This is a genomic window from Cellulomonas sp. P5_C5 (genome assembly GCF_054049655.1).
Window position 1 is genome coordinate 59307 of sequence record NZ_JBFULY010000019.1, and the last position, 20323, is coordinate 79629.

The 20323-nt window shown below is 71.3% G+C and carries 13 protein-coding genes and 1 rRNA gene; 11 read left to right on the forward strand and 3 right to left on the reverse strand.

All coding sequences use genetic code 11. The features are described from left to right. Positions 1-18 precede the first annotated feature (18 nt). Genes ACXJKF_RS15305 through ACXJKF_RS15320 form a run of 4 tightly spaced genes read left to right on the forward strand, consistent with a single transcriptional unit; the run spans position 19 to position 6776 of the window. On the forward strand, positions 19-1668 hold the full coding sequence (locus ACXJKF_RS15305) for an FAD-binding dehydrogenase (RefSeq protein ID WP_456788568.1): 1650 nt from the start codon (positions 19-21) through the stop codon (positions 1666-1668). Beyond that, positions 1583-3760: an alpha-1,4-glucan--maltose-1-phosphate maltosyltransferase gene (locus ACXJKF_RS15310; RefSeq protein WP_456788569.1), complete on the forward strand. Its 2178-nt coding sequence runs from the start codon at positions 1583-1585 to the stop codon at positions 3758-3760. The genes ACXJKF_RS15305 and ACXJKF_RS15310 overlap by 86 nt, the downstream gene beginning before the upstream one ends. Then, the gene (gene treS / locus ACXJKF_RS15315) at positions 3757-5523 is read left to right on the forward strand and encodes a maltose alpha-D-glucosyltransferase (protein ID WP_456788570.1); all 1767 of its coding nucleotides are present in this window, start codon (positions 3757-3759) and stop codon (positions 5521-5523) included. The genes ACXJKF_RS15310 and treS overlap by 4 nt, the downstream gene beginning before the upstream one ends. After that, positions 5520-6776 (forward strand): maltokinase N-terminal cap-like domain-containing protein, encoded by a 1257-nt coding sequence (locus ACXJKF_RS15320; RefSeq protein ID WP_456788571.1) that lies wholly within the window; start codon positions 5520-5522, stop codon positions 6774-6776. The genes treS and ACXJKF_RS15320 overlap by 4 nt, the downstream gene beginning before the upstream one ends. Here ACXJKF_RS15320 and ACXJKF_RS15325 read toward each other — a convergent pair. Then, positions 6763-8001 (reverse strand): ROK family protein, encoded by a 1239-nt coding sequence (locus ACXJKF_RS15325; RefSeq protein ID WP_456788572.1) that lies wholly within the window; start codon positions 7999-8001, stop codon positions 6763-6765. The two genes, ACXJKF_RS15320 and ACXJKF_RS15325, sit on opposite strands and share 14 nt — an antisense overlap. 206 nt (positions 8002-8207) lie before the next feature. Between ACXJKF_RS15325 and ACXJKF_RS15330 the strand changes: the two genes are divergently transcribed. From ACXJKF_RS15330 to ACXJKF_RS15340, 3 genes are read left to right on the forward strand one after another with little or no spacing between them, the layout of a single operon-like run. After that, on the forward strand, positions 8208-9536 hold the full coding sequence (locus tag ACXJKF_RS15330; protein WP_456788573.1) for an ABC transporter substrate-binding protein: 1329 nt from the start codon (positions 8208-8210) through the stop codon (positions 9534-9536). Between the two features lie 10 nt (positions 9537-9546). Further along, positions 9547-10521 carry a carbohydrate ABC transporter permease gene (locus ACXJKF_RS15335; RefSeq protein WP_456788574.1) on the forward strand — a complete coding sequence of 325 codons (975 nt, stop codon included), beginning with the start codon at positions 9547-9549 and terminating at the stop codon, positions 10519-10521. Then, entirely contained in the window at positions 10518-11342 is an 825-nt protein-coding gene (locus tag ACXJKF_RS15340; protein ID WP_456788575.1) for a carbohydrate ABC transporter permease, read from the forward strand. Before ACXJKF_RS15335 ends, ACXJKF_RS15340 begins: the two co-directional genes overlap by 4 nt. A 56-nt stretch (positions 11343-11398) precedes the next feature. Here the strand turns inward: ACXJKF_RS15340 and ACXJKF_RS15345 are convergent, their stop codons facing one another. Beyond that, positions 11399-13546, reverse strand: a complete 2148-nt coding sequence (locus tag ACXJKF_RS15345; RefSeq protein WP_456788576.1) for an alpha-galactosidase — start codon at positions 13544-13546, stop codon at positions 11399-11401. A gap of 187 nt (positions 13547-13733) precedes the next feature. Between ACXJKF_RS15345 and ACXJKF_RS15350 the strand changes: the two genes are divergently transcribed. From ACXJKF_RS15350 to ACXJKF_RS15365, 4 genes are all read left to right on the forward strand, one after another. Next, on the forward strand, positions 13734-16250 hold the full coding sequence (locus ACXJKF_RS15350) for a glycoside hydrolase family 2 protein (RefSeq protein ID WP_456788577.1): 2517 nt from the start codon (positions 13734-13736) through the stop codon (positions 16248-16250). Positions 16251-16281: 31 nt separating this feature from the next. Then, a complete protein-coding gene (locus ACXJKF_RS15355; RefSeq protein ID WP_456788578.1) occupies positions 16282-17136 on the forward strand; it encodes a LacI family DNA-binding transcriptional regulator in 855 nt (284 codons plus the stop codon). Positions 17137-17196: 60 nt separating this feature from the next. Beyond that, a complete protein-coding gene (glgB, locus tag ACXJKF_RS15360; protein WP_456788579.1) occupies positions 17197-19377 on the forward strand; it encodes a 1,4-alpha-glucan branching protein GlgB in 2181 nt (726 codons plus the stop codon). A gap of 85 nt (positions 19378-19462) precedes the next feature. Further along, on the forward strand, positions 19463-19909 hold the full coding sequence (locus ACXJKF_RS15365) for an AAA family ATPase (protein ID WP_456788580.1): 447 nt from the start codon (positions 19463-19465) through the stop codon (positions 19907-19909). A 219-nt stretch (positions 19910-20128) separates the two neighbouring features. Here ACXJKF_RS15365 and rrf read toward each other — a convergent pair. Then, positions 20129-20245, reverse strand: a 5S ribosomal RNA gene (rrf, locus tag ACXJKF_RS15370). Between the last annotated feature and the right edge of the window lie 78 nt (positions 20246-20323).

Genomic DNA, 20323 nt, shown 5'->3' on the forward strand with positions numbered 1-20323 from the left:
GGATCGTAGAGTCGCCCCATGACGCACTCCGATGTCGTGGTCGTCGGCGCGGGCCTCGCCGGTCTCGTCGCCACCGCCGAGCTGCTCGCCGCCGGTCGCCGGGTCACGCTGCTCGACGCGGAGCCCGCCGCGAGCCTGGGCGGTCAGGCGTTCTGGTCGTTCGGAGGGCTCTTCCTCGTCGACTCCCCCGAGCAGCGCCGCCTCGGGGTGAAGGACTCCGCGGAGCTCGCGCTCGCCGACTGGTTCGGGTCCGCGGACTTCGCCCACGACGGTTCCGACCGCTGGGGGCGCGCGTGGGCGGAGGGGTTCGTCGAGTTCGCCGCGGGCGACCTGCGCTCGTGGCTGTACTCCCAGGGCGTGCGCTGGTTCCCGCTCGTGCAGTGGGCCGAGCGCGGCGGCTACCTGGCCGACGGGCACGGCAACTCCGTGCCGCGGTTCCACGTCACGTGGGGCACCGGTCCGGGCATCCTCGAACCATTCGTCCGCGCCCTGCTCGACGGCCGCCGCGAGGGTCTGGTCGACGTGCGGTTCCGCCACCGCGTGACCGGCCTGGTGACCACCGACGGCCGCGTCACCGGCGTCCGGGGCGACGTGCTGGTCCCCGACGCCGTCGAGCGCGCGGTGCCCAGCTCGCGCGCAGTGCAGGAGCCGTTCGAGCTGTCCGCGAGCGCCGTCGTGATCGCCACGGGCGGGATCGGCGCGAACCACGACCTGGTCCGCTCGACGTGGCCCGCGTCCTCGGGACGGTTGCCCGCGCGGATGCTCTCGGGCGTCCCCGACCACGTGGACGGCTCCGGGATCGCCGCCGCGAAGGCGTCGGGTGCCGCCGTCGTGCACGAGGACCGCATGTGGCACTACCCGGAGGGCATCACCAACCACTCGCCGGTGTGGTCGCAGCACGGCATCCGCATCCTGGCCGGGCCGAGCAGCCTGTGGCTCGATGCCGACGGGCACCGGCTGCCCGCGCCGCTGTTCCCCGGCTTCGACTCCCTCGGCTCGCTGACGCACATCACCGAGCGCGGCGACGACCACTCGTGGTTCGTGCTCGACAAGACGATCCTCGGGTCGGAGTTCGCGCTGTCCGGCTCGGAGCAGAACCCGGACCTGACCGGGAAGGACATGAAGCTGCTGCTGGAGCGCGTGAAGCCGGGTGCGGTCGGGCCGGTCGAGGCGTTCGCGGAGAAGTCCGACGAGTTCCTGTGGGCGGACACCCCTGCGGAGCTGGCCGCCAAGATGAACGCGCTGTCCGGCTCGGACCGGATCGACGCCGACGACCTGGAGCGCACGATCGTCGCGCGGGACCGGCAGGTGGAGACCGGGCTGGGGAAGGACCCGCAGGTCGTCGCGACGGCGATGGCTCGGCGCTACGTCGTCGACAAGCTCATCCGCGTCGCCAAGCCGCACCGGCTTCTCGACCCCGAGCACGGTCCCCTGCTCGCCGTCCGGCTCTCCGTGCTGACCCGCAAGACCCTCGGCGGCCTGCACACCGACCTCGAGGGCCGCGTGCTGCGCCCCGACGGCGAGGTCCTGCCGGGCCTGTGGGCCGTGGGCGAGGCCTCCGGTTTCGGTGGCGGCGGCGTGCATGGCCACCGCGCGCTGGAGGGCACGTTCCTGGGCGGCTGCCTGTTCACCGGCCGCACGGTCGGCAGGGCGCTGGGCTCCGCCTGACGACGTCGCGACACGTCCGAGCCGCGGCTCCAGATGCCCCCGACCTGGACCTACGGATAGGTTCGGGAGCGTGACGATTCGCCCCGTGCCCCTCGGCACCTCTGTCGGACGTATCCCCGTCGTCGATGTCTCCCCCGTGGCCGAGGCCGGCCGGTTCCCCGCCAAGGCCGTCGTCGGTGAGGCGGTCCCCGTCCGGGCGACCGTGTTCCGCGAAGGGCACGACGCCGTCGCTGCGACGGCGGTGCTGACCGACCCCTCCGGCGTCGACCGCGCGAGCGCCCGGATGGTCGACATCGCCCCCGGTCTGGACCGCTTCGAGGCCCGCCTGGTGCCGACGAGCACGGGCGACTGGACGTTCCGCGTCGAGGGCTGGTCGGACCCGTACGGGACCTGGGTGCACGACGCCACGATCAAGGTCGAGGCCGGCGTCGACGTGGAGCTGATGCTCGCCGAGGGCGCGCTGCTGCTCGAGCGCGCGGCGGCACGCAAGGGTGCGGACGCGATGTCCAAGCCGGCCGCCCGGGTGCTGAAGGACGCGGTCATGGGGCTGCGGGACATCCGCGACACCCCGCAGGCGCGCCTCGCGGCGGGCCTGTCCGGCAAGGTGCACGCGGCCCTGGCGGAGCACCCGCTGCGCGACTCCGTGACGCGCTCGCCCGCCTACCCGCTGACCGTCGACCGCCCGCTCGCCCTCGCGGGCTCCTGGTACGAGCTGTTCCCCCGGTCGCAGGGCGCCAAGTACGACGCGGCGGCCGGGAAGTGGGCGTCGGGCACGCTGCGCACCGCGGCTCTCGACCTGCCGCGGATCGCGGGCATGGGCTTCGACGTCGTCTACCTCACGCCCGTGCACCCCATCGGCGAGACCCACCGCAAGGGCCCGAACAACTCGCTGTTCGCGGACCTGGGCGACCCGGGCTCCCCGTACGCGATCGGCTCCCCGGCGGGCGGGCACGACGCGATCGAGCCGACCCTGGGCACGTTCGACGACTTCGACGCGTTCGTCGCCGCGGCGCGGGACCTGGGCATGGAGGTGGCGCTGGACATCGCGCTGCAGTGCTCTCCCGACCACCCGTGGGTGGCCGCGCACCCGGAGTGGTTCACGACGCGGGCCGACGGCACGATCGCGTACGCGGAGAACCCGCCGAAGAAGTACCAGGACATCTACCCGCTGAACTTCGACAACGACCCCGAGGGCATCTACACGGAGATCCGACGGGTCCTGCAGGTGTGGATCGACCACGGGGTGACGCTGTTCCGCGTCGACAACCCGCACACGAAGCCGCTCGACTTCTGGGCCCGGATCCTGGAGTCGGTGCGAGCCGACCACCCCGAGGTGATCTTCCTGTCCGAGGCGTTCACGCGCCCGGCCATGATGCAGACGCTCGCCAAGATCGGCTTCCACCAGTCGTACACGTACTTCACGTGGCGGAACACGAAGGACGAGATCACCGAGTACCTGGCGGAGGTCTCGGGCGAGCAGGGCGCGTGGATGCGACCCAGCTTCTGGCCGACGACGCACGACATCCTGCCGCCGTACCTGCAGGCCACCGGGCTGCGCGGCTTCGCGGTCCGGGCCGTCCTGGCCGCCCTCGGCGCGCCGACGTGGGGCATCTACTCCGGGTACGAGCTGGTCGAGCACGTGCCGCGGCCGGGCGTCGACGAGCAGATCGACAACGAGAAGTACGAGTTCAAGCCCCGCGACTGGTCCAAGGCCGACGCCCTCGGCATCAACCTGCTGATCGGCCGGCTCAACGAGCTGCGGCACACCCACCCGGCCCTGCAGCAGCTGCGGAACCTGCGCGTCCTGCCGACGTCGGACGACGCGCTCGTCGCCTTCGCCAAGCACCTGGACGCCGAGCACTCCCCGACGGGCCGTGCCGACACCATCGTGGTCGTCGTCAACCTCGACCCGTGGAACGCCCGCGGCGGCACCGTGGAGCTGGACCTGCACGCGTTCGGGCTGGACCCGGACCGGCCCGTCGTCGCGCACGACGTGCTGTCGAACGAGACGTACGAGTGGGGTCCGTCGGTCTTCGTCCGGCTCGACCCGACCGTCCGCGCGGCGCACGTGGTGAGCCTGGTGGCGCCGTGACCGAGACCCCGACCACCGGCCGGCACGCGCGAGAGCCCGCACCGACGACCGCCCAGATCGTGCTGCCCGGACACCGTCCCACGGCTCTGCCGCATCCCGTCGAGTCGCCCGGAGGGCTGGCCGAGGACCAGGAGTGGTACCGGACCGCGGTGTTCTACGAGGTCATGCTCCGGACGTTCGCGGACTCGTCGGGCCAGGGCAGCGGTGACCTGCGCGGGCTCATCGACCGGCTCGACTACCTGCAGTGGCTCGGCATCGACTGTCTGTGGCTGCCGCCGTTCTACCCGAGCCCCCTGCGCGACGGTGGCTACGACGTGGCCGACTACACCGCGATCGCCGGCCAGTACGGCACGATGGCCGACTTCACCGAGCTCATCGAGCAGGTGCACGCCCGCGGGATGCGCATCGTCGTCGACCTCGTGATGAACCACACCAGCGACCAGCACCCGTGGTTCCAGGCGTCCCGCTCCGACCCCGAGGGCCCCTACGGGGACTTCTACGTGTGGAGCGACGACAACACCCGGTACCAGGACGCGCGGATCATCTTCGTGGACACGGAGACGTCCAACTGGACCTTCGACCCCGTGCGGCGCCAGTTCTTCTGGCACCGGTTCTTCGGGCACCAGCCGGACCTGAACTTCGAGAACCMGCGCGTCGTCGAGGCGATGCTGGACGTGGGCCGGTTCTGGCTCGGCATCGGGGTCGACGGCTTCCGGCTGGACGCGGTGCCGTACCTGTTCGAGGCCGAGGGCACCAACTGCGAGAACCTCCCCGAGACGCACGCGTTCCTGCGCAAGGTCCGGGCGATGATCGACGAGGAGTTCCCGGGCCGGATCATGCTGGCCGAGGCCAACCAGTGGCCCGAGGACGTCGTGCACTACTTCGGCACCGAGGAGGAGCCGGAGTGCCACATGTGCTTCCACTTCCCCGTGATGCCGCGGATCTATTACTCGATCCGGGACCAGAAGGCCACGAGCATCGTCGAGATCCTGGCGGACACCCCGCCGATCCCGAACAACGGCGCCCAGTGGAGCACCTTCCTGCGCAACCACGACGAGCTCACGCTCGAGATGGTCTCCACCGAGGAGCGCGCGTCGATGTACGGCTGGTACGCGCCGGACTCCCGGATGCGCGCGAACGTCGGGATCCGGCGCCGGCTGGCCCCGCTGCTGGACAACTCGCGCAAGGAGATCGAGCTCGCGCACGCCCTGCTGCTGTCCCTGCCGGGCAGCCCGTGCCTGTACTACGGCGACGAGATCGGCATGGGCGACAACATCTGGCTGCCCGACCGCGACGCGGTCCGCACCCCCATGCAGTGGACGCCGGACCGGAACGCCGGCTTCTCCACGGCCGACCCGGGCAAGCTCTACCTGCCGCTCGTGCAGTCGCTGGTGCACCACTTCAGCCACACGAACGTCGAGGCGCAGCTGGCGCAGCCGACGTCCCTGCTGCACTGGGTCCGCGGCATGCTCACCGTCCGCCGCCAGCACCCCGCCCTGGGTGCCGGCGAGTTCGAGGTGCTGCCCTGCGACAACGACTCGGTCCTGGCCTTCTGCCGGCACACCGCCGACGAGACGATCCTCGTCGTCGCCAACATGGCGTCCACCGCACGGGCGGCCACGGTGGCGCTGAAGGACCGCGCGGGGTGGTCGGTGCACGACGTGTTCGGTGGTGCTCCGTTCGCCGCGATCGGCGCCGACGGGTCCGCGTCGTTCACCCTCGGCTCGCGCGACTTCTACTGGCTGGAGCTGACCGCCCCGTGAGCCTGATCGCCCRCACGTCCCCCGACGACGCACGCCTGCTCGAGGTCCTGCGGGACTGGCTGCCGACGCGCCGCTGGTTCCCCGCCAAGGGTGCGAGCGCGGAGCTGTCGGTGGTGGGCGCGTTCGACCTCGCCACCGACGTGACCGTCCTCCTGGTCCGCACGCGGGCCGGGTCCATCGACGCCGTCCTGCAGGTGCCGCTCGTGCTGACCGACAGCGCCGACGACGAGGCGATCGGTGTCCTCGACGGTCGCAGCGTCCTGGACGGGGCCGACCATCCCGCGTTCCTGCGCGCCTGGCTGGCCGTCGCGGACGGACCGGGGGCCGACGTCGACGTCAGCGCGGCCCGCGTCGTCACCGGCGAGCAGTCCAACACCTCGGTCATCCTGCCGGGCGCCCGCCCGGGCATCCTCAAGGTGCTGCGCGCCGTCGCGCCCGGGGAGAACCCCGACGTCGACGTGCCGCGCCACCTGGTCGACGTGGGCTGGCAGCACGTCCCGGCGCCGCTCGCGTGGCTGCAGGGGCAGTGGACCGGTCCGGACGGCGCACCGGTGTCGGGCTACCTCGGGGTGCTCGCGTCGTTCGTCGACGCTGCCGAGGACGGGTTCGAGCTGGCCTGCGCGTACGCGGCCCGCGGCGAGTCGTTCGCCTCGCCCGCCGCCGACCTGGGCGCGATCACGGCGAGCATGCACACCGCCCTCGTGGCGGCCTACGGGGTGGACGCGTCGGACCAGGGGCCCGAGGACGTCGCCCGGGCCGTGGCCGCACGCTTCTCGTGGGCGCTCTCGGCAGTCCCGTCCCTGACCCGGTTCGCGGCCGGCGTCGCCGCCGTCGTCGCCGAGGTCCGGGCCCTGCCGGCGGCTCCCCCGCGGCAGCGCGTGCACGGCGACCTGCACCTCGGGCAGGTGCTCCGGTCGCACGACACCTGGTTCATCATGGACTTCGAGGGCGAGCCCCTCGCCCCCCTCGACCAGCGCACCCGTCCCGACCTCGCCCTGCGCGACCTCGCGGGCCTGCTGCGCTCGGTGGACTACGCGGCCGCCGTGGGTGGGCTCACGGGAGCCGACGCGACGGCCTGGACGGCCAGCGCCCGCGCCGGGCTGCTGCGCGGGTACGGAGGCGGGGACCAGACCCTGCTGCGCGCCCTGGAGCTGGACAAGACGCTCTACGAGGCCGTGTACGAGTCCCGCAACCGACCTACGTGGCTGCCGATCCCGATCGCCGGCCTGGAGCGGCTGACTAGCCGGCAGTGACCTCGAGGGTGAGCTCCAGCGGCATCCGCACGCCCGCCTGGCGCGGCGCCAGCTCACTCTGCAGCACCAGCGCGGCGGCGCCCACGGCGGCGGCCTCGGGCGCGTTCGAGGAGATGGTCACGCGCACGGGGTGGCTGCCGCGCGCGAAGAAGGACTGCCCTAGCCGACGCTCGATCTCCGGCAGGTACAGCGAGCCCGCGAGCGCGAACGCCGGCCCGGTGAGGATGACGAGCTCGAGGTCCAGCACGTTGGCCAGGGTCTGCGCGGCGACGCCGAGGTACCGCGACGACCGCTCCAGCAGCTGCAGCGGGAGGACCTCGCCCCGGCTGGCCGCGCGCGCGAGCGCCCCGAAGTTCTCGGCGACGTTGCGGCCCGCCAGGTCGAGCCCGGCGTCGCGGGCCGCCGCGACGACCGCGGCCGGACCGGCGAGCACCTCGACGCAGCCGATGTTCCCGCACCAGCAGACGGGGCCGTCGAGGTCGACGCAGATGTGCCCGACCTCGCCCGCGTTCGAGCTGGAGCCGCGGTAGACGGTGCCGTCGACGATGATCCCCGCGCCGATCCCGGTGCCCATGTAGAGCGCCGCGAACGCGGACCCGGTGGCGATCCCGCCGGACCAGTACTCGCCGATGGCGGCGGCGGTCGCGTCGTTGTCGAGCAGGACGGACAGCCCGACGGCGTCCTCGAGCGCGGCGGCGAGCGGGAACTCCGCCCACCGCTGCATCACGGGCGGGGTGAGCGTCATCCCCGTCGACGAGGAGATCGGCCCGGGCGAGACGACCCCGAGCCCGAGGATCCGCGCGGGGTCGACGCCGACGCGGGTGATGGTCGTCCTGATCTCGGCGGCGATGCGGGCGACGACGGTCGCGGGGTCGTCGGACCCCGCTCCGGGACGCCGCCAGCGGGCGACGATCGCGCCGCCGAGGTTGGCGATGACGTACGTGATCCCGGCGTGGTCGAGGTGGACGCCGACGGCGTAGCGCGCGGACGGGTCCAGCTGGAGGAGCATGCGCGGCTTGCCGCCGGTCGACTCCGCCCGGCCGACCTCGAGCACGAGGCCGTCGTCGATGAGGCGCCGCACCACCGTCGAGATGGTGGCTGCGGTGAGCCCCGTCGCGCGCGTCAGCTCCACACGGCTGATCGTCCCGGCGGCCCGAATCAGGTCCAGGATCGCCGACCGGCTGCTCGCGTGCGCGGCGCCGAGACCCGGCTGGGAGCCGCTCACCCGTCCTCCTTCGTGGGGTGTCCCCCTCGTGGCACACCATAACGATCTGGGTACGGCCGAGGTCTTGTAGGACACGCCCGTTGACTAACTTTGTTCACTTGCCTAAGAATGCCACGCGGAGCACAGTGAACTCGACCCCCGAKCCGCCGTGCCTCATCAGACCCTGGTCGGCACGCGGAGGTGCCGGCCCGAAGAGAGGATCAACGATGTTCCCTCAGAAGCGACGCACCCGCCTCATGGCGTTCGCGGCCGCCGGCTCGCTCCTCGCTCTCACGGCCGCCTGCTCGTCCGGCAGCGGCGACAGCGACGACGCGGCCAGCAGCGACGGCACCCCTTCGGGTGAGATCACCGTCCTGACCTGGCGCACCGACCTCGTGGAGGACGGCACCTTCGACGAGTACGTCGAGCAGTTCAAGGCCAAGTACCCCGAGGTCACGGACGTCAAGGTCGAGGGCCTGACCGACTACGAGGGGGAGGTGAAGACGCGCATGAGCACCGACAACTACGGCGACGTGCTCGCCATCCCCGGCTCGGTCACCCCGGACCAGTACGCGGACTTCTTCGAGCCCCTCGGCACGCAGGACGAGATCGGCGGCGAGTACCGCTGGATCAACGACAAGTCCTTCGAGGGCCAGTCGTACGGCATCCCCGTCGTGGGCAACGTCCAGGGCTTCGTCTACAACAAGCGCGTGTGGGAGGAGGCCGGGATCACGGAGTTCCCCGACACCCCCGAGGCGTTCCTCGACGCGCTCCAGGCCATCAAGGACAACGGCGTCAAGGTCGCTCCGCTCTACACCAACTACAAGGACGGCTGKCCCCTCTCGCAGTGGGACGGCTGGCTCGGCGCGGTCTCGGCCGACCCCGACGTGAAGAACGAGATGACCGAGTCGGACACCCCGTGGACCGACGACAGCGACTACGGCGTGATCGACGGCCTCATCTACGACGCGGTCGCCCAGGGCCTCACCGAGGCGGACCCGACGACCACCAACTGGGAGGAGTCGAAGCGCCTCCTCGGTACCGGTGACGTCGCCACGATGGTCCTCGGCTCGTGGGCCATCCCGCAGATGGCCGCCGCTGCAGAGGCCGCCGGCGCCAGCGGCGACGACATCGCCTACGCCCCGACCCCGGTCAAGGCCGACGGCAAGTTCCACTCCGTCGCCGGTGGCGACTACAACCTCGGCATCAACGTGAACTCGGAGAACAAGGCGACCGCGCGTGCGTGGATCGACTGGTTCAACCACGACTCGGGCTTCTCGGAGTCGCAGGCGGGCCTGTCCCCGATGATCGACGGCCCCGTCCCGGCAGCCCTGGAGGGCTTCGTCAGCGAGGTCGAGCTCATCACGCTGAACCCGGCCCCCGAGGGCAAGGAGGCGCTGTTCGGTGACATCGACAAGGCCTCCGGCATCGTGACGACGGACCCGAAGTTCCGCCAGAAGAACATCGACGACGCCCGCTCCGGCGCCCGGACCAAGCAGCAGATCTTCGACGACCTCAACGCCCAGTGGGCCGAGGGTCGGGCCTCGGCCGGCTGAGGTCCCTCCCATGACGACCGCTCCCTCGGGTCTGGACGACCCGACGACGGCGGCCGCGCAGCAGTCCGACGCGGTCCGCACCCCCCGGCAGCCCCGGGGCGGTGCGGGCCGCGGCACCGCGTGGTACCGCCGGCTGACGCCTTACTACTTCCTGCTGATCCCCGTCGGGCTCCTGCTTCTCCTCACGTTCGCCCCCGTCCTCAACATGTTCTGGTACTCCGCGACGGACTGGGACGGCCTGGACAAGACCAAGAACGTCGTGGGCTTCGACAACTACGTCGAGGTCTTCACGGACCCGGACAACGTCCGCGTCTTCTACGTCTCCCTCTACTACTTCGCCGCGTCGTTCCTGCAGATGGGGCTCGCGCTGTACTTCGCGACGATCCTGTCGTTCAACACCCGGTTCAGGAACATGTGGAAGGGCATCCTGTTCTTCCCGTACCTCATCAACGGGGTCGCGATCGGCCTGATCTTCCTCAACTTCCTCAAGCCGGACGGCGGCCTCGACACGGTCCTCATGGGGGTCGGGCTCGACAGCCTGATCCAGCAGTGGACCGGCGACCCGGACGTCGCCAACTTCTCGCTCGCGGGCGTGTCCGTCTGGCGGTACATGGGCTTGAACTTCGTGATGTTCCTCGGTGCGATCCAGTCGATCAACACCCAGGTCTACGAGGCGTCGGAGCTCGACGGCGCCAACCGGTGGCACCAGTTCCGCTACATCATCCTGCCGTCGATCCGCCCCATCATCGGCCTGTCGCTCATCCTCGCGATCTCCGGCGCGCTGTCGGTCTTCGAGGTCCCGTTCGTCATGACCGGCGGCGCCAACGGCACGGAGACGTTCGTCATCCGGACGGTGTGGATGGCCTTCGAGCGCAACATGGTCGGCCTGGCCTCCGCGATGGCCGTGGTGCTCCTGCTGATCGTGCTGCTCGTGACCTGGATCCAACGCAGGCTGATCCCCGAGGAGGAGGTGGACCTCACATGATCCGCGCCGTGACCAGCACCGGGAAGTACGTCTCCCTCGTCCTCGCGTCGATCGCGATGCTGCTGCCCCTGGGCCTCATCCTGTTCGGGTCCTTCAAGACCAGCCAGGAGTTCCTCTCGACGGGACCGATGACCCCGCCGACCGACTGGGGCAACATCGAGAACTACGTCACGGCGTTCACCCGCGGCAACATGCTCTCGGCCTTCGGCAACACCCTCTTCATCTTCGGCGCCGCCATCGTCGGCACGATCCTGATCGGTGCCGCCACGGCCTACGCGCTCGACCGGTTCCGGTTCGCCGGCCGCACCACGGTGCTCGCGCTGTTCCTGCTCGCGACGCTCGTCCCCGGCGTCACCACGCAGGTGGCGACGTTCCAGATCATCAACGGCCTGGGGCTCTACGACTCCCGGTTCGCGCTGATCCTGCTGTTCATGGGCACGGACATCATCTCGATCTACATCTTCCTGCAGTTCATCCGGGCGATCCCGAAGTCGCTCGACGAGGCAGCGATGATCGAGGGAGCGGGGCACCTGCGGATCTTCTTCCAGATCATCCTGCCCAACCTCAAGCCGGCCATCGCGACGGTCGTCATCATCAAGGGCATCGCGATCTACAACGAGTTCTACCTGCCGTTCCTGTACCTGCCGTCGAAGGACCTGAGGCCGATCTCCACCACGCTGTTCGACTTCAAGGGCCCGTACGGCTCGCAGTGGGAGATCATCTCGGCCGGTGTGATCATCACGATCATCCCGATCCTCGTGCTCTTCCTGTTCCTGCAGCGGTACATCTACAACGGCTTCACCTCGGGCGCGACGAAGTAGTCCCCCATCTCGACGGCGGAGGCAGCTGGGCTGGCTGCCTCCGCCGTCGGCCTCGTTCAGACCCGGGTCGCCCGGACCAGCGCAATGCGCTCGGGCAGCTGCAGGGGCGCCTCGAGGCCCACACCCGAGAGCAGCCGGCCGGGCAGCCGCACCCCCTCCGGGGTCCACCAGGCGGGCGCGTGGTCGACGTGGTCGCCGGGCGCCTGCGGGCGCACGTCGTAGAGCGCGTCGGGGTCGAGCCCCGGCAGCGTGACGCGCGGCAGCGACGTGCTCGTGGAGCGTCCCGTCATCGCCACGGCGTAGAGGGCGTCGCCGCCGTCCTGCGCGACCACCCCGTGCACCGCCAGGACGGGGTCGACGACGTCGGCGTGCACGGCCGTCCCGGAGTGCAGCAGCGGTCGCACGTCCTTGTAGAGGGCGATCCACGCGCCGAGGTCCGCCAGCTGCGCCGCGTCGGCCTCCTGCAGGTCCCACTCGATCCCGAGGTGCCCGAACAGCGCGGTCGCCGCCCGGAAGGACAGGTCGTGCCGACGGCCGGTGCTGTGGGCCGTCCCGGAGCCGACGTGCGCGCCGATGAGCTCCAGCGGGATCAGCAGGTTGGTCCAGCGCTGGATCTGCTGCCGCTCGTAGGCGTCGATGCAGTCGCTCGCCCACACGCGGTCGGTGCGCTGCAGGATCTCGAGGTCGACGCGGGCACCGCCCGAGGAGCAGGACTCGATCTCGACGCCGGGATGCCGCGCGCGCAGCTCGTCGAGCAGCCGGTAGACCGCGAGCGTCTGCCCGTGCACCCCCGGCGCTCCCCCGTGGCCGGCGTCGACCAGGTCGCGGTTGTGGTCCCACTTGAGGTACCCGATCGGGTACTCGGTCAGCAGGGCGTCGAGACGCTCGAGGATGTACGCGTAGGCCTCCGGGACGGCGAGGTCCAGCACCTGCTGGTGCCGCGCCTCCCGGGGCAGCCGCGACGGCACGCGGAGCATCCAGTCAGGGTGCGCGCGGGCGACGTCGGAGTCGGGGTTGACCATCTCGGGCTCCACCCAGAGGCCGAACTGCAGCCCGAGCCCGATGACGTGGTCCACGAGCGGGTGCAGCCCGTCGGGCCACACGTCCGCGGACACGTACCAGTCCCCGAGCGCCCTGGTGTCGTCGCGACGATCACCGAACCACCCGTCGTCGAGCACGAACCGCTCCGCACCGACCGCGGCAGCCGCGTCCGCGAGCGCGGTGAGCCGGCCGAGGTCGTGCTGGAAGTAGACCGCCTCCCACGTGTTGAGCGTGACCGGCCGCGGCGACCGCGGGTGCTGCGGGCGGGCGCGCATCCACGCGTGGAACCGGCCCGCGAGCGCGTCGAGCCCCACCCCCCACGACCCGTAGACCCAGGGGCTGGCGTAGGACTCGCCCCGGCCCAGCCGGACCTCGCCCGAGCCGAGCAGCTCGCCGCCGCCGAGCAGCCCGGAGTGGTAGTGGCTGCGCTCGGCGAGCGAGCGGTGGTTGCCGGACCAGGCGGTGTGCAGGCCCCAGACCTCGCCGGTGCGGTTCGCGAAGCCGGCGGTCCCCGCGACGAGGACGAACGCGGCGTCGTAGCCGGTGCGACCRCGCCTGTTCTCGCGCAGGCGCGTGCCGTGGGTGAACGCCGTGCGCTGCGGGCTGCGCTCCCGCGCCCAGCGGCCGGTGAAGTCGAGCAGCTCGGTCGCGACGGCGGGGACCGGCAGCGTGAGGAGCAGCGCGTCGAGGCCGAACGTCTCGTCGGCCTCGTTGGTGAGGACGGCACGCTCCCGGACGAGCCCCTGGGCGGTCAGCTCGATCTCGAGCGTCAGCGCGAGCCGGGCCGCGTCGTCGACCGCGTCGACCGTCAGCCGCTGGGTCCCGTCGGGCGTGGTGACGAGCTCGTGGGAGGCGACGGAGAACCGCGTCGAGAAGTCCTGCCCCGCCCGGCTCCCGACCAGGCCCGGCGTGCCGAGGAACCCGGCCGACTCCTGCGGCAGGACCGCGACCTCGACCTGCCCGTCGACCGGGAACCCGTGCGGGACGACGTCCCAGCCGCGGCGTGCGGCCTCGAGCCCCGGGCCCTGCAGGTCGCCCAGATCACCGCCCCAGTGCAGGATCCGCGGCAGCGTCCCGCCCGTGAGGTCGACGACGAGACTCACCCCCGCGGCGCGCAGGTGCAGGAGCTCAGGGGCGGTGGCGTCGGCGGTCACGAGAGGCATCTCCGGGTGGGACGGCTTGGATCGGTGCAACGCTACGACGGCTGCGTCATTGACTTACTTTATTCAGTTGTCTAAGAATGGCTCTAGGGTACTTGCCAGATGATCGGCCCCGTCCGCGGGCGCCGACGATGTGCGTCGCGAGGATGCGACGCACACACGCCGGACCCCCGGACCCAGGAGCACGACGATGAACACCCAGGACCTGTACGACGGCTGGTCGCTGACCGCTGTCGCCGGCCCCGTCCCGACCGACCTCGACGGCCGTCGCGTGCGGGCCCGCGTGCCGGGCACCAGCCACACCGCCCTGCTCGAGGCCGGCCTCATCCCCGACCCGTACCTCGACCGCAACGAGGAGCACCTGGCGTGGATGAAGCGCACGGACTGGGCGTACGAGCGCGACCTGGACCTCGCGCCGGCAGGTCCTGACGAGCGGGTCGACCTCGTCTTCGAGGGCATCGACACCGTCGCCACGCTGACGTTCGACGGGCACGAGATCGGCCGGACGGCCAACCAGCACCGCTCCTACCGCTTCGACGTGCGGGACCTCCTCCGGCCGACCACGCAGCGCCTGCGCGTCCTCCTGCAGTCCGCCCTCGTGCACGCCGAGGCCGAGACCGTCCGTCTCGGACCGCGCCCGCTCGCGTACCCGCAGCCGTTCAACATGGTCCGCAAGATGGCCTGCTCGTTCGGCTGGGACTGGGGACCGGACCTGCAGACCGCCGGCCTCTGGCGCCCCGTCACGGTGGAGCGCTGGACGGTGGCCCGCCTCGCCGGGGTCCGACCGCTGGTCACGGTCGAGCCCGACGGGACCGGCCGCGTCGAGGTGCACGCGACGATCGAGCGCTCGGGTCTGCCGGGCGGGGACGCGCCGCTCTCGCTGCACGCCCGGGTCGCCGGCGCCGACGTCACCGTCACCGTGCCGGCCGACGCCGGCTCGGCCGTCGCCGTCCTCGAGGTCCCGCACGCCCCGCTCTGGTGGCCCGTCGGCCACGGTGCCCAGCCGCTCTCGGAGCTCACGGTCGCCCTGCACGGGTCGGACCCGGTGGAGCCGCTCGACACGTGGAGCCGCCGGATCGGCTTCCGCACCGTCGAGCTGGACACCGGCGCCGACGACCACGGCACCGCCTTCACGTTCCGGATCAACGGCCGCCCGATCTTCGTCAAGGGCGCCAACTGGATCCCCGACGACCACCTGCTCACCCGCATCACCCGCGAACGGCTCGCGCACCGGCTCGACCAGGCCGTCGACGCCAACCTCAACCTCGTCCGCATCTGGGGCGGTGGCATCTACGAGTCCGAGGACTTCTACGAGCTCTGCGACGAGCGCGGCCTGCTGGTCTGGCAGGACTTCCTGCTGGCCTGCGCGGCCTACCCCGAGGAGCAGCCGATCTGGGACGAGCTCGAGGCGGAGGCCCGCGAGCACGTCGCCCGCCTGACCCCGCACCCGTCGCTCGTGCTGTGGAACGGCGGCAACGAGAACCTCTGGGGCTTCATGGACTGGGGCTGGCAGGAGGAGCTGCAGGGACGCACCTGGGGCTTCCGCTACGCCACGGAGCTGCTCAAGAACATCGTCGCCGAGCTCGACCCCACGCGCCCGTACTCCGACGGCAGCCCGTACTCCCCCGGTGCCACGCTGACCGAGGTCCACCCCAACGACCCCGACCACGGCACGTTCCACCAGTGGGAGGTCTGGAACCGCGTCGACTACCGCGTGTACGGCGACGACGTCCCCCGCTTCTGCTCGGAGTTCGGGTTCCAGGGACCGCCGACGTGGGCCACGCTGACCCGTGCCGTGCACGCGGCCGACGGCGGCCCGCTGACCAAGGACGACCCGACGTTCCTCCTGCACCAGAAGGCCGAGGACGGCAACGGCAAGCTCGACCGCGGCATGGCGCCCCACCTCGGCGTGCCCGAGGACTTCACGGACTGGCACTGGGCCGCCCAGCTCAACCAGGCACGCGCGGTCCGGTTCGCCATCGAGCACTACCGCTCCTGGTGGCCGCGCACAGCCGGCTCGATCGTCTGGCAGCTCAACGACTGCTGGCCGGTGACGTCGTGGGCCGCGATCGACGGCGACGAGCGGCTCAAACCCCTCTGGTACGCGCTGAAGACCGCCTACGCGTCGCGCCTGCTCACCGTGCAGCCGCGCGAGGGCCGCGAGGTGCTCGCGGTCGTGAACGAGACCCCCGTCATCTGGCAGGGCATCGTCCGTCTCTCCCGCCAGCGGCTCGACGGCACCGTCCTCGCCGAGGAGGATCTCGCGCTCGCCGTGGGCGCCTGGTCCGTCGGCCAGTTCGCGCTGCCGGCGACGGTGGCGACCCCGGCCGACCCCGCCCGAGAGGTGCTCGTCGTCCGCCTCGGCGGCCTGCAGACGGCTCACACGTGGGTCGAGGACGTCGACCTGTCGCTCGACCCGGACGCGTTGCGGGCCACGGTGATGCCCGTCCAGGACGGCTACCGCGTCGACGTGCACGCCACCTCGTTCGCCCGCGACGTCACGCTCCTCGTCGACCGGCTCGACCCGGACGCGGTGGTCGACACGGCCCTCGTCGACATCGCGGCGGGTGCCACCGCCTCGTTCCACGTGCGTACCCGCGGGGCGTTCGACCCCGAGGCCCTCACCCGCGCCCCCGTGCTGCGCTCCGCCAACGACGTGGTGCTCCCCCGGGTCGGCGCCCATGACCTCACCCAGTCGCCAGCCTGAACGACGTCCCACCGCAGGTACGCTCGCGTCCATGGCACATGGGCTCGACGCGGTGGGACTGGTTCTTGCTCGACCCGCCCGCATGCTCGGCTTCGAGCCGTTCTTCATGGAGCTCATCGGCGGCATCGAGGAATCCCTCGCAGCCGAGGGACGCTCCCTGCTGCTGCACGTCGTGCCCGATCACGACGCGGAGATCCGCACGTACCGCCGCTGGGGCGAGGGGAACCTCGTCGATGCCGTCGTCGTGGTGAACATCGCGCTCGAGGACGCCCGCCTGGACGTCCTGGGCGAGATCGGCATCCCCACCGTGGTCGTCGGCGGCCCACGCCCGGACCTGCCGTTCGCCAACGTGTGGATCGACAACGCGCAGGCAATGCGGACCGCCGTGACCCACCTCGTCGGGCTCGGCCACCGGCGCCTCGCCCGCGTCAGCGGCCCCCGCCACCTGGCGCACACGCAGGCGCGCACCGACGCGTTCATGGGCGAGTGCGCTCGCCTCGGCGCCCACGGAGCGGTCGTCGAGGGCGACTACGGCGAGGAGTCCGGCACCCGCAGCACGCGGGCCCTGCTCGGTCGGGGCACCCCGCCGTCCGCGATCATCTACGACAACGACGTCATGGCCGTCGCCGGCCTCGGCGTCGCGCACGAGATGGACGTCGCGGTGCCCGAGCGGCTGTCCCTGCTCGCCTGGGACGACTCGGCGCTGTGCCGGCTGTCCCACCCCGCCCTGTCGGCCATGAGCCTCGACGTGCACGCGATGGGCGTCCAGGTGGCCGACTGCGTGCTCAACCTCCTCGCGTCCGGCGCCGTCCGCTCCTACACCGCGCCCTTGCCCCGGCTCGTGGMCCGGGGGACGACCACCACCGCGCCCCCCGAGGACAGCTGAGGCGCAGGTCACCCCGGGGACCATCCTGCGCGGAACCCGTGCGGGTGGTTGGGTAGGGGCATGAGCCCGGCCGCCCCCTCTCCGGTTCCCGTCGACATCGACACCCTGCGTACCGTCGCCCACGGGGCGTACTACGCACCGCACGACGTCCTCGGCCCGCACGTCGGCGGTGGGGGGGTCACCGTGCGCACCCTGCGGCCGCTCGCCGAGTCGGTTGTCGTGGTCACGTCCACGTCGCGCGTCGCGGCGCGCCACGAGCAGGACGGGATCTGGGTCGCGGTCCTGCCGGGTGCCGACGTCCCCGACTACCGCCTCGAGGTGACGTACGACGGGCACACCAGCACCGTCGACGACCCTTACCGCTTCCTGCCCACCGTGCAGGAGCTCGACCGCCACCTCGTGCGCGAGGGCCGGCACGAGCAGCTCTGGACCGTCCTCGGCGCCAACGTGCGCACGTACCCCGGGGAGCTGGGCGAGGTCAGCGGCACGTCCTTCGCCGTCTGGGCCCCGAACGCCCGCGCCGTGCGCGTCGTCGGCGACTTCAACTACTGGCAGGGCGCCTCGCACGCGATGCGTTCGCTGGGCGACAGCGGCGTCTGGGAGGTCTTCGCCCCCGGCGTCGGCGCCGGTGCCCGCTACAAGCTCGAGGTCCTCGGCAGCGACGGCTCCTGGCGTCAGAAGGCCGACCCGCTCGCGCAGGGCACCGAGGTGCCGCCCGCAACGGCCTCCGTCGTCGTCGAGTCCCGCTACCGGTGGACCGACGACGCGTGGCTCGCCGCGCGCGCCGCGCGGGACCCCCACACGGCCCCCATGAGCGTCTACGAGGTCCACCTGGGCTCCTGGAGGGTCGGGCTGTCCTACCGGGACCTGGCGCACCAGCTGACCGAGCACGTCGTCTCCCTCGGCTTCACCCACGTGGAGCTGCTGCCCGTCGCCGAGCACCCCTTCGGCGGGTCCTKGGGCTACCAGGTGTCGTCGTACTTCGCGCCGACCTCGCGGTTCGGCCACCCCGACGACTTCCGCTACCTCGTCGACACCCTGCACAAGGCCGGGGTCGGCGTCATCGTCGACTGGGTGCCCGCCCACTTCCCGAAGGACGAGTGGTCCCTCGCCCAGTTCGACGGCACCCCGCTCTACGAGCACCCGGACCCCCTGCTCGGTGAGCACCCCGACTGGGGCACCTACGTCTTCAACTTCGGCCGCTCCGAGGTCCGCAACTTCCTCGTGGCCAACGCCACGTACTGGCTCGAGGAGTTCCACGTCGATGGCCTGCGCGTCGACGCCGTCGCCTCGATGCTCTACCTCGACTACTCCCGCAAGCCCGGTCAGTGGCGGCCCAACCAGTACGGCGGCCGCGAGAACCTGGACGCCATCTCGTTCCTGCAGGAGGCCAACGCCACCGCCTACCGGCGCACCCCGGGGATCATGATGATCGCCGAGGAGTCCACGGCATGGCCCGGCGTCACCGCCCCCACCGACGGCAACGGCCTCGGGTTCGGCCTGAAGTGGAACATGGGCTGGATGAACGACACCCTGCGCTACCTGGCGGAGGAGCCGGTCCACCGGCGCTACCACCACAACGAGATCACCTTCTCGATGGTCTACGCCTACTCCGAGCGGTTCGTGCTCCCCATCAGCCACGACGAGGTCGTGCACGGCAAGGGCTCGCTCTACGAGCGCATGCCCGGCGACCACTGGCAGAAGCTCGCCGGAGTCCGCCTGCTGCTCGGGTACCAGTGGACCCACCCGGGCAAGCAGCTGCTGTTCATGGGCAGCGAGTTCGCGCAGCAGACCGAGTGGGCCGAGTCGCGCTCCCTCGACTGGCACGCCCTCGACGACCCCGCCCACGGCGGAGTGATGCGCTCGGTGGCCGACCTGAACCGCGTCTACACGGACACCCCGGCCCTCTGGCAGCTCGACCACTCCCCCGACGGGTTCGAGTGGATCGACTCCGACGACGCGTTCCGCAACACCCTGGCGTACCTGCGCAAGGGGTACGACGCGCCGCCCGTCGCGGTCGTCATCAACTTCGCCGGGATCCCCCACGAGGGCTACCGTCTCGCCCTGCCCCGCGGCGGTCGGTGGCGCGAGATCTTCAACTCCGACGCCGAGGCGTACGGCGGCTCCGGCGTCGGCAACCTGGGCGAGATCGAGGCCCTCCCCGAACCGCACTACGGTCGCCCGTACTCCGCGTCGATCCGCGTCCCTCCCCTGGGCGTCGTGGTCTTCGAGGCCGGCTGACACGCAACAGCACAGCCACGAACGAGAAGGGGGGAACCACCGGCTCCCCCTTCTCGCATGCCCGTGAACGGTTACGGTCGACGCCATGTCCAGAGTGCTCGTGACCGGCATGTCCGGAGCAGGAAAGTCGACGCTCCTCGACGAGCTGAGCCGTCGCGGCCACCGCACCGTCGACACCGACCACGGCGGCTGGGAAGCCGCCCCGGGAACGTGGGACGGGCCGCGCATGGCTCGATTGCTCGCCAGCGAACACGACATCGTCGTCTCCGGCACCGTGGAGAACCAGGGCCATTTCTACGACCGGTTCGAGCACGTGATCCTGCTGACCGCCCCACTGGTCGTCCTCCTCGCACGGGTCGCGACGAGGACGACCAACCCCTACGGCCGCACACCGGCYGATCGTGCGGAGATCACCGAGTACGTGCGGACGGTGGAACCGCTGCTGCGCCGCGGCGCCACCACCGTGCTGGACGGGCGGCTCCCGATCGACGATCTCGCCGACGCCGTCGAGGCCCTGCTCACGACGTCGTGACCCGGCCGGTTCCAGACGCGAGCCGCTCACGAGGCGTTCTCCCACTGCGCCGGTACGCCCGACACCGCTCGCACACGAAGGCGCTCAAAAACTGAAGGCGCCACCCGCAAGGGTCGCTCAACTGCTTTGGGAAACACAAAGAGCCACCCGCAAAGGTGGCTCAACTGTGTCGGGAAACAGAAAGAGCCACCCCCGTAGGGGTGGCTCTTCCTGAATGATGTCCGGCGGCGTCCTACTCTCCCACACCCTGGCGAGTGCAGTACCATCGGCGCTGAAGGGCTTAGCTTCCGGGTTCGGAATGGGACCGGGCGTTTCCCCTTCGCTATGACCGCCGTAACGCTATCGAGTTGTCAAACGGGTTCCCGTTCGTTACTCGGGAACCGCACAGTGGACGCGTACACGCATTGAATGGTG